This is a genomic window from Hyphomicrobium denitrificans 1NES1 (genome assembly GCF_000230975.2).
Taxonomy (GTDB): Bacteria; Pseudomonadota; Alphaproteobacteria; order Rhizobiales; family Hyphomicrobiaceae; genus Hyphomicrobium_B; species Hyphomicrobium_B denitrificans_A.
The window spans coordinates 1,660,582-1,675,078 of sequence record NC_021172.1 but is presented as its reverse complement, the minus strand read 5'-3'; the positions used below and the strand labels follow the sequence as shown (position 1 = coordinate 1,675,078).

The 14,497-nt window shown below is 60.2% G+C and carries 16 protein-coding genes and 1 tRNA gene; 7 read left to right on the top strand and 10 right to left on the bottom strand.

From position 1 onward, the window contains the following. Positions 1-252 precede the first annotated feature (252 nt). Both HYPDE_RS07965 and HYPDE_RS07960 read left to right on the top strand, forming a co-directional pair. Positions 253-630 carry a cyclophilin-like fold protein gene (locus HYPDE_RS07965; protein ID WP_041320190.1) on the top strand — a complete coding sequence of 126 codons (378 nt, stop codon included), beginning with the start codon at positions 253-255 and terminating at the stop codon, positions 628-630. A gap of 48 nt (positions 631-678) precedes the next feature. Further along, positions 679-1,821 carry an alpha-hydroxy acid oxidase gene (locus HYPDE_RS07960; protein WP_041321012.1) on the top strand — a complete coding sequence of 381 codons (1,143 nt, stop codon included), beginning with the start codon at positions 679-681 and terminating at the stop codon, positions 1,819-1,821. A gap of 9 nt (positions 1,822-1,830) precedes the next feature. Here HYPDE_RS07960 and HYPDE_RS07955 read toward each other — a convergent pair whose 3' ends face one another. Further along, a complete protein-coding gene (locus HYPDE_RS07955; protein ID WP_015597905.1) occupies positions 1,831-2,235 on the bottom strand; it encodes a GNAT family N-acetyltransferase in 405 nt (134 codons plus the stop codon). Between the two features lie 187 nt (positions 2,236-2,422). Between HYPDE_RS07955 and HYPDE_RS07950 the strand changes: the two genes are divergently transcribed. Next, positions 2,423-2,776 carry a YbaN family protein gene (locus HYPDE_RS07950; protein ID WP_015597904.1) on the top strand — a complete coding sequence of 118 codons (354 nt, stop codon included), beginning with the start codon at positions 2,423-2,425 and terminating at the stop codon, positions 2,774-2,776. A gap of 82 nt (positions 2,777-2,858) precedes the next feature. On the opposite strand, the gene HYPDE_RS07945 is transcribed toward HYPDE_RS07950, so the two are convergent. Next, positions 2,859-2,934 (bottom strand) — tRNA-Ile (locus HYPDE_RS07945). Between the two features lie 109 nt (positions 2,935-3,043). Between HYPDE_RS07945 and HYPDE_RS07940 the strand changes: the two genes are divergently transcribed. Then, entirely contained in the window at positions 3,044-3,781 is a 738-nt protein-coding gene (locus HYPDE_RS07940; RefSeq protein WP_015597903.1) for an SIMPL domain-containing protein, read from the top strand. Between the two features lie 6 nt (positions 3,782-3,787). Here HYPDE_RS07940 and HYPDE_RS07935 read toward each other — a convergent pair whose 3' ends face one another. The 4 genes from HYPDE_RS07935 to HYPDE_RS07920 form a co-directional block, all read right to left on the bottom strand. After that, entirely contained in the window at positions 3,788-4,699 is a 912-nt protein-coding gene (locus HYPDE_RS07935; protein WP_015597902.1) for a carbon-nitrogen hydrolase family protein, read from the bottom strand. Continuing rightward, a complete protein-coding gene (locus tag HYPDE_RS07930; RefSeq protein ID WP_015597901.1) occupies positions 4,696-5,307 on the bottom strand; it encodes a hypothetical protein in 612 nt (203 codons plus the stop codon). Before HYPDE_RS07930 ends, HYPDE_RS07935 begins: the two co-directional genes overlap by 4 nt. Before the next feature lie 13 nt (positions 5,308-5,320). Continuing rightward, positions 5,321-5,755, bottom strand: a complete 435-nt coding sequence (locus HYPDE_RS07925; protein ID WP_015597900.1) for a ketosteroid isomerase-related protein — start codon at positions 5,753-5,755, stop codon at positions 5,321-5,323. A 151-nt stretch (positions 5,756-5,906) separates the two neighbouring features. Continuing rightward, complete coding sequence (locus HYPDE_RS07920) at positions 5,907-6,326, bottom strand: secondary thiamine-phosphate synthase enzyme YjbQ (protein WP_015597899.1); 420 nt, start codon at positions 6,324-6,326, stop codon at positions 5,907-5,909. Between the two features lie 37 nt (positions 6,327-6,363). Here HYPDE_RS07920 and greA point away from each other — a divergent pair, with 37 nt between their 5' ends. Together greA and HYPDE_RS07910 are read left to right on the top strand one after the other, a co-directional pair. Next, positions 6,364-6,822, top strand: a complete 459-nt coding sequence (gene greA, locus HYPDE_RS07915; protein ID WP_015597898.1) for a transcription elongation factor GreA — start codon at positions 6,364-6,366, stop codon at positions 6,820-6,822. Between the two features lie 94 nt (positions 6,823-6,916). Beyond that, a complete protein-coding gene (locus tag HYPDE_RS07910; protein ID WP_015597897.1) occupies positions 6,917-7,231 on the top strand; it encodes an EthD family reductase in 315 nt (104 codons plus the stop codon). Between the two features lie 56 nt (positions 7,232-7,287). Here HYPDE_RS07910 and HYPDE_RS07905 read toward each other — a convergent pair whose 3' ends face one another. Beyond that, positions 7,288-8,052, bottom strand: a complete 765-nt coding sequence (locus HYPDE_RS07905) for an SDR family NAD(P)-dependent oxidoreductase (RefSeq protein WP_015597896.1) — start codon at positions 8,050-8,052, stop codon at positions 7,288-7,290. Between the two features lie 114 nt (positions 8,053-8,166). Between HYPDE_RS07905 and HYPDE_RS07900 the strand changes: the two genes are divergently transcribed. Then, a complete protein-coding gene (locus HYPDE_RS07900; RefSeq protein WP_041320188.1) occupies positions 8,167-9,063 on the top strand; it encodes a LysR family transcriptional regulator in 897 nt (298 codons plus the stop codon). Positions 9,064-9,701: 638 nt separating this feature from the next. Here the strand turns inward: HYPDE_RS07900 and rpoD are convergent. The 3 genes from rpoD to HYPDE_RS07880 form a co-directional block, all read right to left on the bottom strand. Beyond that, positions 9,702-11,696, bottom strand: a complete 1,995-nt coding sequence (rpoD, locus tag HYPDE_RS07890) for an RNA polymerase sigma factor RpoD (protein ID WP_015597893.1) — start codon at positions 11,694-11,696, stop codon at positions 9,702-9,704. 112 nt (positions 11,697-11,808) lie between these two features. Beyond that, positions 11,809-13,797 carry a DNA primase gene (dnaG, locus tag HYPDE_RS07885; RefSeq protein WP_015597892.1) on the bottom strand — a complete coding sequence of 663 codons (1,989 nt, stop codon included), beginning with the start codon at positions 13,795-13,797 and terminating at the stop codon, positions 11,809-11,811. Between the two features lie 151 nt (positions 13,798-13,948). Then, on the bottom strand, positions 13,949-14,386 hold the full coding sequence (locus HYPDE_RS07880) for a GatB/YqeY domain-containing protein (protein ID WP_015597891.1): 438 nt from the start codon (positions 14,384-14,386) through the stop codon (positions 13,949-13,951). Between the last annotated feature and the right edge of the window lie 111 nt (positions 14,387-14,497).

The window sequence follows — 14,497 nt, the reverse complement described above, 5'->3', positions numbered from 1 at the left end:
CGAGCAGCGCTAACGCCAGGCGCGAAAAGCGCCCTTTCATGCATCTCATGCATCGTACGTTTGCAGATGATCAACCGCGAGACGGCGGGCGGACCTTGCACGAACGATGAGCGGGCGCAATTTGGCATTTTCCGTGAAATTGTTGGGCTCTGGCGCCCTTGAAACCCTTGAAGACTGCGGCCCACAATGAGAAACTTGCCCCTTGCGGCCGCGTCTCGTCCCGGTCGCGCAGGCCTTGAGGGGTTGAGGCGTATGCGAAAGATCGTAATCCGGGCCGGAGGCGTAGCAATTCGCGCGAGGTTGCTGGACACGCCGACCGCGGAGAGAATTTGGGCCGCACTGCCCATTGAAGCCGCTGCCAGGACCTGGGGCGAGGAAGTGTATTTCGATGCGCCTGTGTCATCCGCCGCGGAGCCGGATGCCCGCGTCGTGGTTAAACCCGGCGATATCGCGTTCTGGCCGGACGGCGATGCCATCGCGATCGGCTTCGGACCGACGCCTCTTTCACGGACACGCGGTGAAATTCGTCTTGCCGGACCGTGCAACGTCTGGGCCGAGGCTCTGGACGATGTCCGCCAGCTCAAGTCCGTCCACCCCGGCGTCGCGATTTCCGTTCAAGAAGATGGCTGAGGCGAGGTGCCGTCGAAACCCTGGCGATAACGGACGCATCGTGTGACGCTGAAGTCTGTCGCGTGCATCGAGGATTTGCGCCGCATCGCGCACCGTAAGGTGCCGCGCGAGTTCATGGACTATTACGAGTCGGGCTCCTATTCCGAAGAGACGTTGCACGCCAATCGCGACGATCTCTCCAAAATCAAAATCCGCCAGCGTATTCTGAGAGGCGCCTCTGATCGCGACCTCTCGCAAGCGCTGCTCGGCAGTGTGAAACCACTCCCTCTGGCACTTGCACCGGTCGGTTTGACGGGCATGGCCTATCGCAATGGCGAGATCGCCGCCGCCCGTGCGGCCGAGAAGGCAGGCATTCCCTATACTCTCAGCACGCTTTCGATCTGCTCGATTGAGGACGTCGCGGATGCGGTCGAGAAGCCGTTCTGGTTCCAGCTCTATTTCATGAAGGACCGGGGCTTTATTGCCAATTTGATTGCGCGGGCCCGGGCAGCCGAATGCAGCGCGCTGGTTCTGACCGCCGATTTGCAGGTTCTCGGGCAGCGCCATCGCGATATCCACAATGGCATGACCGTGCCGCCGCGCATTCGACCGCAAACCATTGCGCATATTCTTTCCAAGCCCGCGTGGGTTGCGGGCGTGTTTCTCGGCAAGCGCAAGACGTTCGGCAATGTCCAGGGGCGCATCGCGGGAACGGAGCATCTCAGTTCCTATATGGATTGGATCAACAGCCAGTTCGATCAGGCGTTGTCGTGGGACGATGTCGCCTGGATCAAGGAGCGCTGGCCGGGAAAGCTCATCATCAAAGGCATTCTTGACGTCGCGGATGCGCGCGAAGCGGTGAAGGCGGGCGCCGACGCCATCGTCGTTTCGAACCACGGAGGCCGCCAGCTCGACGGTGCGGCGTCGTCGATCTCGCTTCTGCCGCGTATTGCTGAAGCCGTGGGCTCTGAAACCGAGATCCTTTTCGACGGCGGCATCCGCTCCGGTCAGGATGTCTTTCGTGCTCTGGCACTAGGAGCACGGGCCTGCTTGTTGGGTCGTTCGTACCTTTACGGAGTCTGTGCGGCAGGAGAGCAGGGCGCGAGCAAGGCAATCGACATCATCGCGAAGGAACTCGATGTCACGATGGCGCTTGCAGGTATCCGCAGGATCGCCGATATCGGCAAATCATCTCTCGTCGACGTGAATTGAAGCGGGCCGCTAACGCTCGCGCGGAAACATGAAGGCGCGCGACTGCAGGGGCATCTGAATAGCTTCGTAAAACCCGACGGCATCGGGTGCAGATAATAGCAGACACATCGTTTCCGGTCCTGCGGCGCGCCGGGTTTCTTCAATCAATCGCCGTCCGATGCCGCGGCCTTGGTAAGCTCGATCGACGGCGAGATCGGAGAGATAGCAGCAATAGGCGTAGTCCGTCAGAGCGCGCGCAACGCCGACGAGCATGCCGCCGTCGCGTGCGACGATGACGAGGTTCGATCCGGCAAGCATACGCGCGATGCGGTCGCGGTCATGCGCTGGACGCCGCTTGGCAAGGCCCGAGCTTTCAAGGATGCGTATGAACGTATCTGCATCGAGATCGCTGGTCTGTTGGTAGTCAATAGCCAAAGCACAGGCCCTTCTGCCGCTCTAGTCCGGCGTAATTGCGTACCTCGCCTGCGGGATGCAGGAGATGCAGATCTCGATAAAGTCGTCGATAAAGCGTACACGCATTCAGTCTCAACCGGTATGGCCTGGTCGACGCGACAGGTCGGATCGTTCAAGTGCTCAGGTAAAAACGGAAGAACCTCGCCCCTTGCGCATTCTATTCGCCTCAACCGGATTGTTCTTCGTTGCGTTAGGCGTCGCTGGTGCGTTCCTGCCGATTTTGCCGACGACCCCCTTTATCATTCTCGCGGCAGCTTGTTTCGCAAGATCGTCGCCTCGTCTTGAAGCGTGGCTGCTGTCTCACCGGGTCTTCGGGCCGATGCTGCGGGATTGGCGCGAACGGGGTGCCATTCCGCGACGCGCCAAATCAGCCGCGGTGGTCGGATGCGCTCTTGGCTATGCGATATTCTGGTTTGGCACTCACCCGACACCCATGCCCGCAATCGCCGTTGCGCTCTTGATGCTTACCGGTCTTGCCTACGTTTTTTCCAGGCCGTCGTAGTCGGTCGCTTGACAAGCTTAAGCCGCGCAGCTGCAACTCGTAACGTCGCGAGGCGCTGATCCGCGTCAGAACCGAACAAAAATGGTGGGCCCGCCAGGACTCGAACCTGGAACCAGACGGTTATGAGCCGTCAGCTCTAACCATTGAGCTACGGGCCCACGCCGCGCTCTCATATCAGATGTTCAACCGCGCGACAGCCTTTCGCCTTCTTTTTTCCGCCAAGGCTCTATAGCGACATTTGCGCCAGTCCGAGGAGTTGGAAAATCCATGCTGAACAACACGCTGCGCGTCGCCGAAAGGGCGATTCTCAAAGGCGTTATCGCGGCCGCGCTGATCGCGATGCTGCCGCTTTCCGCAAGCCACGCCGAGGACAAAGACATGGAACGCACAATTACGGTTTCGGCGACCGGTACGGTGGAAGCTGAGCCGGATCAGGCGCGAATTACGTCCGGGGTAACCACCGAGGCGGCGACGGCTCGCGAAGCTCTGAACGGCAATACGGACGCGATGACTAAAGTCATTTCGGAGCTCAAGGCCAAAGGCATCGATCCGAAAGACATTCAGACGGCATCCTTCAACGTCGAGCCGGTCATGGATTACTCCAAGGACGGCCAGCCGCCGAAGCTCAGAGGCTATCGTGTCAGCAATCAGGTCGTTGTGCTGGTCCGCGATCTCGATAAGCTTGGAACCGTGCTCGACGATATCGTCAGTGCCGGAGCCAATCAGGTTCAGGGATTGGCATTCGAGGTTTCCAAGGCCGAAACACTGAAGGACGAAGCGCGCAAGAATGCGATTGCGAACGCGCTTCGCCGCGCCAAGCTGCTGGCCGCTGCAGCCGGCGTTGATGTCGGCGAGGTCCTGCAGATATCCGAGGAAACGACATCAGATGTCCCGGTGACGTTTGCTGCGCCGCGATTTGCCAAGGCGCAAGCGGCGGCCGTTCCGATCGAACGCGGGTCGAGCACGCTTGAAGCGCGCGTTACCACGACTTGGGCGTTGAAATAGCTTGGCCTAAATCAGCGAGATCGTTTCGACGTCGACGCGCCGCATCGGCGCGCCGGGCTGCAATGCCCAGTCGCAATAATTGTGCATCTCGCCCGTTTCCCGCACGCGCCGCAGACGTTCGAGATCGACAGTCGCCGTGACCCATTCGGCTGCGTTAAGCGTTCCTTCGGCAAGCACTCCGGTATCGGAGATACCTTGCTCTGAGGGGACATAGATGCCTGCTGCACCGGCATTGAAGTCGACGGCCGCCGACCACGGCGCGTCGCCGACGGTCGGGCTTTGCACCGTCGCTATGCCGTTCTCGAGCGCCCGCGCCAGCGAGCCGGTGCGCACGCGATGATAGCCGGAGACGCGCTCCGTGCATGACGGCACCAGCACGACTTCGGCGCCGGCTTCCGCCATCGCGCGCACGAGCAGCGGGAACTCGCTATCGTAGCAGATCGCAATGCCGAATATGCCGAGCTTGGTCTTGAAGACGCGAACGGTTTCGCCGGCCGTGACGCCCCAGTCGCGCTCGAACGGCGTCATCACGAGCTTTTCCTGCTCGCCGATCGCGCCGTCGGGGGTGATGAGTTGCGCGGCGTTGACGTACCGGCCATCGGATTTGAGCAGCGGCCCGGATCCGGCGAGAATGTGGACCTTGTGCTTCTTCGCCAGATCGGCATGGAACTGCACGCGTTCCGCCGTCAGCGCGGCAACCTTCGCCAACGTTAGTTTCAGATCGCCATAGACTTCAGGGCCGAAGCAGGCTGCCTGTTCAATAGCGGCATATTCCGGAAAGACGAGAAGAGAGGCACCCGTCGCGGCGCCGTTCTTGACCCAGACAGCAACCTTCTGCTCCCACTCGGAAAGCGTATTCGGCTGACCGACGGGATACTGCGCGCTCGCGACTTTCAAAGTCTTCGGCTGCTTCGTCAAAGCGTCTTCATCCAGAACTGCATGTCGTGGCGCGTTTCGCCAGGCTGGTCGACATCCTTCCAGTCATACGTGGCAATAATGCCGTCGACCGGATGATAGCCGCGCTTTCTCCAGAAAGGGTCAAGTGGGGCGTAATCGGCCGGTTTCAATGGGTGATCGTCGGGTCGAATGACTCGGCAGAAGGTCGAATACTGAAATCCGCCGAGCTTGCGAGCCTGCGCCTCGCGGCCGTCGAAGAAGGCGTGGCCAAGTCCGTAACCGCGATGGCTTTTCAAAAGCACGCTCTCGCCGCAGTAGAAGATCTTCGAGATGTCGTAGCCCGCTTTGCGAAACGGCTCGCCAAACTCGTCGGCGTGCTCGATCATCGGCGCACCCGTCGAGGCGCCGACCATCTCCGCACCGTCATAGGCGGTGATGACGACGGCGCCTTTGGCGGAAGCAAATTTCTTCAGATATTTTTCTTCATACTCCAGCGTGCCATCGTAGAGATACGGCCAGTCGCGGAACACGATGATGCGCAGCCGCGCGAGATCGGGGAGGATTTTGTAAATGCCCTCGCCGGTGACCGACTTGACGTCGAGCTTCTTTTTCTCAGCTGACGCTGCCATTCGCGTCGTCCCCTCAGCCTGCGACCTGCGTGATCCAATCGGTCAGATTGTAATACGTCGTGACGCGCGAAATCTTTCCGTCGCGAATGGCGAAAAACGTTCCGGCGGGCAGGACGTATTTCTGGCCTGCCGCTTCGGGAAGACCTTCCTCGGTGTTCTTATAGACGCCGTGCACGTTGAATTCGGCGGCGGCGCGCGTCGCGTCCTTGGAAACGAGCACGACGATGTCTTTCAGCTCTTCCTTATAGTTGTGCGTCATGCGTGCGTTGAACGCGCGAAACTTCTCCTTGCCGTGCCGGCGTTCGCCCTGATTGACATCGTGGATGACGTCGTCCGTCATAAAATCGATCATCGCGTCGGTATCGCCACGATTAAAGGCGGCGTAGTAGTCGCGGATCAACGCCGCCGTCGCGGCACGGGCTTGCGATTCAGGGGTCGTGTCGGACATCGAAGTCTCCGGGCTGGTGATTTAAAAAACGCGATCGGGTCTTAGCAGGTCGAACCCGCGCCTTCCATGCGCAGACAGGGTGCGGTAAACGCGACATTTCCGACTGACTGGGGCTTGTGAAGATCAAAAACGGCGCGGACCGAGATTTTCATCAGTCTCCGACGATGTGAACGACCACGCTGCGCGTGTGCGGCCGCCGCCGATGCTCGAAGAGATAGATCCCTTGCCAGGTTCCAAGCATCAGCGCTCCGTTGGCAATCGGGATAGCCAGAGTCGTCTGCGTCAGCGCGGTTTTGACGTGCGCCGGCATGTCATCCGGGCCTTCGGCGCGATGAACGAAAATCGGATCGCCGTCCGGCACGAGCCGCTTGAAAAACGCAACGAGATCGCGCTGGACGTCGGGATCCGCGTTTTCCTGGATTAATAACGATGCCGACGTGTGCCTGCAGAAAACGTGCGCAACGCCGGTCAAAATTCCCGAGGCGGCGACAATTTGAGTGGTTTTATCCGTAAATTCGAGGAGACCGGGGCCGTTGGTCTCGAGCGTCAGGGTTTGTTGGAATTGGCGCATGCTGGAACCCGCGTTCTAAACTCCCTATGTTAGCCTGATGAGCAGAGCATTCGTCAAAGAAACAGAAGCGCTCGATGAGCTTCCCGAGAGGCTTGTCTCCGAGCATCGCAACCTCGTCACGCCGGAGGGCCTCGCGCTGATCGAAAGCGAGATCAAGCGCCTTCAGGTGGAATTGACCGCGGCGCACGAGGCCGGTGAACGCAATGCCGTCGCGCGCGCATCGCATGATCTGCGCTATTGGAACCAGCGTCTCGCAACGGCGGAGCTGCAGCCGCCGGTGACCGACGTGTCCGTCGTTTCGTTCGGCGCCAGCGTCACGGTGGAACGGGACGACGGCCGCGTGCAGAAATTCCGTATCGTTGGCGAGGATGAAGCCGACCCCGCGAAAGGATCCATCTCCTATGTCTCGCCGCTGGCACAGGCTCTGATGGGGAAATCCGTCGGCGACGTCGTAAAGGCCGGCGGCGGCGAAGCGGAAATCGCAAAAATCGAATAGAGAGCATCGCAATATAAACGCGATTGCATGGAGACGCGGGCAGGTCTAAGCACGCGCCGGATAGGCGCAACTGCGCGATAGGAGGAGGTAGGATATGATTAAGGTCAGCGTGATGTACCCGAACGTTCCTGGCGCGCGATTCGACCACGAATATTATCGCGACAAGCACATGCCGATGGTCAAAGCCAGGATGGGCGATAGCTGCAAGTCGTATACGGTTGACAAGGGCGTCGCTGGGGGTGCTCCAGGCGCGCCGGCAACCTACGTCGCGATGTGCCACCTGTTTTGCGATTCCGTCGATGCGTTTCAGGCCGGATTTGGCCCGCATGCGAAGGAGATCATGGGCGATATCCAGAATTATACCGACCTGGCGCCCGTCATTCAGATCAGCGACGTCGTCGTCGGATAACGCGATGCAGCGTTGACCGGATAAAAAGGGCCGCTTTTGCGGCCCTTTTTTCAACATCACACGAACATGCCGCCCGAGACTTCAATCCTCTGCGCGTTGATCCAGCGATTGCCGTCGCTCAACAGATTGGCGATGGCTGGACCAATATCGTCCGGCACGCCGACGCGGCCGAGAGCTGTGACCGATGCGACGAAGTCATTCACCTGCTTGTTGTCCCGCACGGTGCCGCCGCCGAAGTCTGTTTCGATTGCCCCTGGCGCGACGGTGTTGACGGCGATGCCGCGCGGCCCAAGCTCCTTGGCGAGATAGCGCGTCAGGACTTCGACAGCGCCCTTCATCGAGGCGTAGGCCGCAAATCCCGGCATGCTGAAGCGCGCCAATCCGCTCGACAGATTCACAATCCGCCCGCCGTTCGCGATCAGGGGCAGCAGTTTTTGCGTCAGGAAGAACACGCCCTTGAAGTGGATGTTCATCAGCCGGTCGAAGTCCGTTTCGCTCATCTCCGCGAACGGCGCGTGAATGCCGATGCCGGCGTTGTTGATGAGAAAGTCGAAGCTGTCGCGTGACCGCACGCTCCTCAACGCCGTCCGCACCTCCGACGCAAACGCCGGGAAGGACGCGACATTGCCCGTGTCGAGCTGGAACATTACGGCTTTGCGCCCCAGCGCCTTGATGGCCGCGACGGTTTCGTCGGCCTCTTTTTTGTTGCTGTGATAGGTGCCGATGAGGTCGATGCCGTTCCGAGCAAGGGCAATGGCCGTGTTGCGGCCGAGGCCTCGGCTGGCTCCCGTGACGAGGGCGATTTTCGGACTGTTGGACATTTCTGGCCTCCTTTGAATTTTGTTCCGGCGACAGCCGGTCGGGTGAAAGATGGCCCTTTCCATTGTTCGAATAATCTGGGATTTTCCGGCAAAACTATCCGATATAAGCGAATAATGGATCGACTTGAGCAAATGCGCCTGTTTGCACGGGTGGCGGAGCGGCGAAGCTTCAGCCTCGCCGCCCGAGACCTAGGCGTGCCCGCTTCGACGGCAACGGACGCTGTCAAGCAACTCGAAGGCCGCCTGGACGTTCGGCTGCTCGAGCGCACGACGCGTCACGTCGCGGTGACCCCGGACGGAGAAGCCTACTATCGCCGTTGCCTCGCCATCCTGGACGACATTGAAGATGCCGAAGGCGCATTTGGCGGTGCCAAGCCGAAGGGCGTGCTGCGCGTTGACGTACAGGGACGTCTTGCACGACGCTTCCTGCTGCCGAGCTTGCCGCGCTTTTTCGCCGAATATCCGGGCATCGAACTGCACATGAGCGAGAGCGACCGCTTCGTCGATCTCGTCCGCGAAGGCGTCGATTGCGTGCTGCGTGTCGGCGAGCTTGCCGACAGTGCGATGGTAGCGCGCCGCATCGCGGTCCTTCCGGAGGTCACTTGCGCCGCGCCGAGCTACATCGAGCGCTTCGGCATGCCCGAACGATGGGACCGACTCGAAGGTCATCGCATGATTGGCTTTCAGTCGTCGGCGACGGGTTACGTGCTGCCGCTAGAGTTTCAAGTCGACGGGTTTCTGAAAACGGTGACGCTGCCGAGTGTGCTCTCTGTCAACGCTGCGGAAAGTTACGGCGCCGCTGCCAAGCTCGGCCTTGGCATCATTCAGGTGCCGCGATGGGGTGTGGAAGACGCGTTCGCGGAAGGCAGCCTCGTGCCGCTGCTGGAGGCGACGCCGCCGTCACCGTCGCCGGTCTCGCTGCTCTATCCCAAAAGCCGCCAGCTCTCGCCCCGCGTCCGCGTATTTATCGATTGGGTCGTGAAGGAGTTCAGACCCGCAATGACCTGTTGACAATAGGAAATTTTGACCTACAAAGATAGGTCATAATGACCGCGCGAGAATTTCGATCGTGCTTGGATGCTCTAAACCTCACTCAGGTTGAAGCGGCTAAGCTGTTGTCCGTCAGTGACCGTTCCATTCGTCGTTGGGCCGAGGCCCAGACTGAGGTTCCCGGTCCTGTTGAGCAAGTTCTTCACGCATGGATGCGATTAGACAATTTGGGATTGGCGTGGAGGCCAGACAGCGAAATCTTGGGATGTGAAGACTCCGATGAAATCGCGCAGCAAATCGCTCTCTATCGCAAGCATTCGATGGATCTTGATGCGCTAATCGCTAGCGTGAATGCGCGGGGCGGTCCCGCGGCTCCGTGGCAGGTTCATCTGAATGAACGGCGGGCGATCTTGGGTCCAATCGAAATCCGTTTTTATCCTTTGAGAAATGGAGGTTTTTCTCCTGCCTCCTATACGCGGAAGGATGGTCCTCCAGATCAAGAGCGCGATTGGAGGCTAATCGAGGACGGTTTTGCTTGCGTAGCAAACGCTATACGTTTGGCGGGTAAGGGCTGGGCGAGCAAGTCCCGATAGTTAAGTTCCAAGCACTCGTCGTCGATTATTATAAAAGGGGCCGCTTTCGCGGCCCTTTTTGTTTGATCAATTATCCAGGAAGCTCCTGAGCTTTCGCGAGCGGCTCGGATGCTTCAGCTTGCGAAGCGCCTTGGCTTCGATCTGACGGATACGTTCGCGCGTCACCGAGAACTGCTGGCCGACTTCTTCCAGCGTGTGATCGGTATTCATGCCGATGCCGAAACGCATTCTGAGCACGCGCTCTTCGCGCGGCGTCAGCGAGGCGAGCACGCGCGTCGTCGTATCGCGCAAATTCGACTGGATCGCCGCTTCGATCGGCAGCACGGCGTTACGATCTTCGATGAAATCGCCAAGGTGCGAATCTTCTTCGTCACCAATCGGCGTTTCGAGCGAAATCGGCTCCTTAGCGATCTTCAGGACCTTGCGAACCTTCTCGAGCGGCATCGCAAGTTTCTCGGCCAGCTCTTCCGGCGTCGGCTCACGGCCGATCTCGTGCAGCATCTGGCGCGACGTCCGGACGATCTTGTTGATCGTCTCGATCATGTGCACCGGGATGCGGATCGTGCGCGCCTGGTCCGCGATCGAGCGGGTGATCGCCTGCCGGATCCACCACGTCGCGTAGGTCGAGAACTTGTAGCCGCGGCGGTACTCGAACTTATCGACCGCCTTCATCAGGCCGATGTTGCCTTCCTGGATGAGATCGAGGAACTGCAGGCCGCGGTTCGTGTACTTCTTGGCGATCGAAATGACGAGGCGAAGATTGGCTTCGACCATTTCCTTCTTGGCCTGACGCGCCTCGCGTTCGCCCTTCTGCACCGCCTTGACGATACGGCGGTACTCGGGAATTTCGAGGCCGGTTTCCGTCGCGAGCTGATGGATTTCGGCGCGAATGTCCTCGACCTGGACACGCTCGCTCTTGACGAACTGACCCCACTTCTTGCCGTTGCCGGCGACGCGATCGAGCCATGTCTGATCGAGCTCGTTGCCGTAATATTCGTCGATGAAGTGCTGACGCGGCACGCCGTAGCTGTCGGCAAGACGCATCAGGCGGCCTTCGAGGCCGATCAGGCGCTTGTTGATCGCGTAAAGCTGCTCGACGAGGCTCTCGATGCGGTTGTTGTTGAGCGACAGAGATTTGACGTCGACGATGATCTCGTCACGGATCTTCTCGTAAGCCTTCTGCTGCTGACGTGAGCCCTGGTCGCCGACGAGCTGCTGTTCGAGCTTCTTGTCCTGCTGTTTGCGAAGTTTTTTGTAGGTCGCGGCGATCTTGTCGAACGTTTCGAGGACTTTCGGCTTCAGTTCCGCTTCCATCGCGGCGAGCGACATGGCGTTCTCGAATTCGTCCTCATCGTCGCCTTCGCCTTCCGGCGCTCCCGACGGACGCGGCGCAGCCTGCTCAGGCTCGGGAGCGTCTTCGGATGCCGTTTCGGCAACCTCTTTTGCTTCCGGCCCCTCGTAGGTCGCTTCGAGATCGATGATGTCGCGAAGCAGAATCTTTCCTTCGTTGAGCTCGTCGCGCCAGATGATGATGGCCTGGAACGTCAGCGGGCTTTCGCAGAGACCCGCGATCATGGCTTCGCGGCCGGCCTCGATGCGTTTCGCGATGGCGATTTCGCCTTCGCGCGACAACAGCTCGACGGACCCCATCTCGCGCAGGTACATGCGCACGGGGTCGTCGGTGCGTTCGGCAGGCTCCGACTTCGTCTCGCTTTTGACGAGGGCGTTGTTCTGGGCGACGAGCGCGCGGCCTTCTTCTTCTTCACCGCCTTCTTCGGCAGCTTCCGCTGCCTCTTCACCGTCCTCGTTCTCGACGACGGTAATGCCCATGTCGGAGAGTGTCGCGTAGAGGTCTTCGATCTGGTCGGACGAAACCTCTTCCGACGGCAGCACCGAATTCAGTTGGTCGAGCGTAACGTAGCCCTTGGCCTTCGCAGATTTCAAAAGGCGTTTGACCGCTTGATCGGAGAGATCGAGCAGGGGGCTGTCGCGCTCGGGCGCGTCGGCTGCCGGTTGCTCTTTATCTTCCGTTTTCTGAGCTGCCTGCTGGGCGCGTGCCATCCTGATGTCCTTGTGTACAGGCCGTTCGCGACGGAGCCGGCCTAATCATTATTTTTAGGTCTCTGGCAATTGCCGCACCGCAATGCCCGGGGCCGGATAAACTTAAGCGCACCTAGCCAGCACGCTTCACGATCGGTGTGTCATTCGTGGGTTGATCAATCTCGGCGTCCATCTGGTCCATCGACGCCTCGCGGGCGATCTGGCGTTTGATGTCGAGAAGGTGGGTCTCGGCCTCTTCCGTGCAATCCCGATACCAAGCCTCTTCTGCTGCCTTCAGCGCGCGCCCTAAAGCGTCCTGCCGCTGATGCAGAGCAAGAATATGGTTCCAGGCGGCCTCGACATCGGTGGTGGAGGCATCTGGCTCGGCAAAACGGTCGCTGATATGCGTAATCGTTCGCGCGACGAGGTCCACCACCTTCGCAACCCCCGATTTGCTCAATTGGGTACCTAGAGAGGCCCTGTCAAGAGAATTCTGGCGCGCGTGCACCGCTAAAATCTCGTCCCGAAGCGCGGAAAGCGGCTGAGATGTAAATTCGATCGCCGCAATCGCCTCGGAATGCTCGTCGATCAGCCAAGGGTGGTTCAGCAGCGTCTTCATGATAAGAGCCTCGCGCGGGCGGACGCTCTGCATCTGTCCGGCGAGTTCCGGGCCGGCATTAACCAACTCGGGAGAAATGTTTTTTTTCGTGAACCGCCGCTCGGGCCCGTTGAGCCGGGCTCGGTCGCGCGCCTTCCAGTCCGGTGCCGCTACGGGACGTGCGTAGGATGCCTGCGCGATGCCCTGAAATTGTCGTCCCACCTGTGGCGTGCTTGGCATCGAGCGCGGATAGCGATTACGTCCGAGTTGATACAACCTGTCGCGGAGTTCCCGCTGATAGTGGGAACGCACGGTTGCATCCTGGATCGTCGCTACCAGGGCAAAAAGGCGTGCTTCAAGAGCCGCGCGCTGCTCGGGTGTGGTGCAGGCTCCGGTCCGTAGCTCGCGATCCCAAAGGGCGTCCACGAGCGGCCGCGTACGCGCGAGGACGTCGGACATGGCGGACGTGCCCTGCTGGCGGATGAGGTCGTCCGGATCGATCCCTTCTGGCAGGAAGGCGAAAGTGACGCTCTGGCCCGGCTTCAGCCACGGCAGGGCGATCTCGACGGCGCGGTCGGCGGCCTTGCGGCCCGCGCTGTCGCCGTCGAAACAGAGCGTAGGCTCCGGCGCAAACCGCCACAGGAGCTTGATTTGATCCTCGGTGAGCGCAGTGCCGAGCGGTGCGACGGATTCGGTAAATCCGGCTTCGGAAAGCGCCACGACGTCCATGTAGCCTTCGACGACAATGACGCGATCTTTATCGTGAGCGGCGGAGCGCGCACGCGCTGCGTTGAAGAGTGTGTGGCCTTTGTGAAAGAGGGGCGTCTCGGGCGAGTTCAGATATTTGGCAGGAACGTCCTTTTCGAGCGCACGGCCGCCGAACGCGATGACTCGCCCCTTGAGATCGAGGATCGGAAACATGACGCGGTTGCGAAACCGGTCGTAGGGCTCGGGGATGTCGTTGCCCGCGATCAGCATGCCGGCGACAGCCATGTCAGCCAGCGAAAAACCTTTCGCTTTGAGATGGGTGGTCAATGCGGTGCGCGAGTTCGGCGCAAATCCCAGGCGGAACGTCTGGATTGTTTCGCGCGCGAGCCCGCGTTTTTCCAAATAGCGCCGGGCTTCCGTTCCGAGACCCGAGCGCAGGCTGTCTTCAAAAAACACGGCCGAGGCTTCGAGCAGGCGATAGAGCCGGTCGCGCTGATCTTCTTCAGCGATGTTCCGTTCCGGCTGCTTCGGCATCGGAATGCCCGCTTCCTGCGCCAGCCGCTCGACGGCCTCCGGAAATTCGAGGCCCTCGGTCTTCATCAGGAACGTGAAGATGTCGCCGTGCTCGCCCGACGCGAAGCAGTGGTAGAAGCCCTTCTGGTCGTTGACGGTGAACGACGGGGTCTTCTCGGTCTTGAACGGCGACAGGCCCTTGTATTCGCGCCCGGCTTTTTTGAGCGCGACCTTGCGGCCAACGACCTGGCTAACGGGAACCCGCGCGCGGATCTCATCCAGAAAGTTCGGATTGAATCGCATCGGCTGGTGCGGCCTCGGTGAATCACAAGTTTCGTCGTGAACGACTCAATAAGTGATTCGGCAGAGCACATTGTACGCCTTGAGCATACCGGCCGCAGGCGTACCCGCTTTCCACAGCCTGCCCGGTTCCGCGGCGTACTGCTGAAAAGATTTACCCGAGCGCGGCTTTGACGGCAGCGCTTGCCTTCTGGAAATCCATCTTCCCGGCGTACTTGGCCTTCAGCACGCCCATGACCTTGCCCATGTCCTTGGCCGACACGGCGCCCGCTTCCTTGATGGCGGCTTCGACAGCGGCCTTAACCTCGTTCTCGTCCATCTGCTTCGGCAAATATGCCTCGATGACGGCGATCTCGGCCTGCTCGGTCGCGGCGAGGTCCGGTCGCCCGCCGTTCGTGTACTGCTCGATCGAGTCGCGCCGCTGCTTCACCATCTTGGTCATGACGGCAAGGACGCCCGCGTCGTCCAAAGTCTTTTTGGCTTCGATCTCCGTGGACTGGATGGCAGCGTTGATGAGACGCAGCGTCGCGACGCGCTGTTTATCGCCGGCTTTCATCGCCACTTTGAGGTCGTCGCTGATTTTCGCACGCATTGTCGTCTCCTAGGCTGCAAGACAGTGGTTTAGGAGTCCGTGACCGCAGGAGCAAGAGCGACGCGGCAGTCCGGCGGTCGCGTGGCGCAATTGACGGGCTAACGTCGTTCC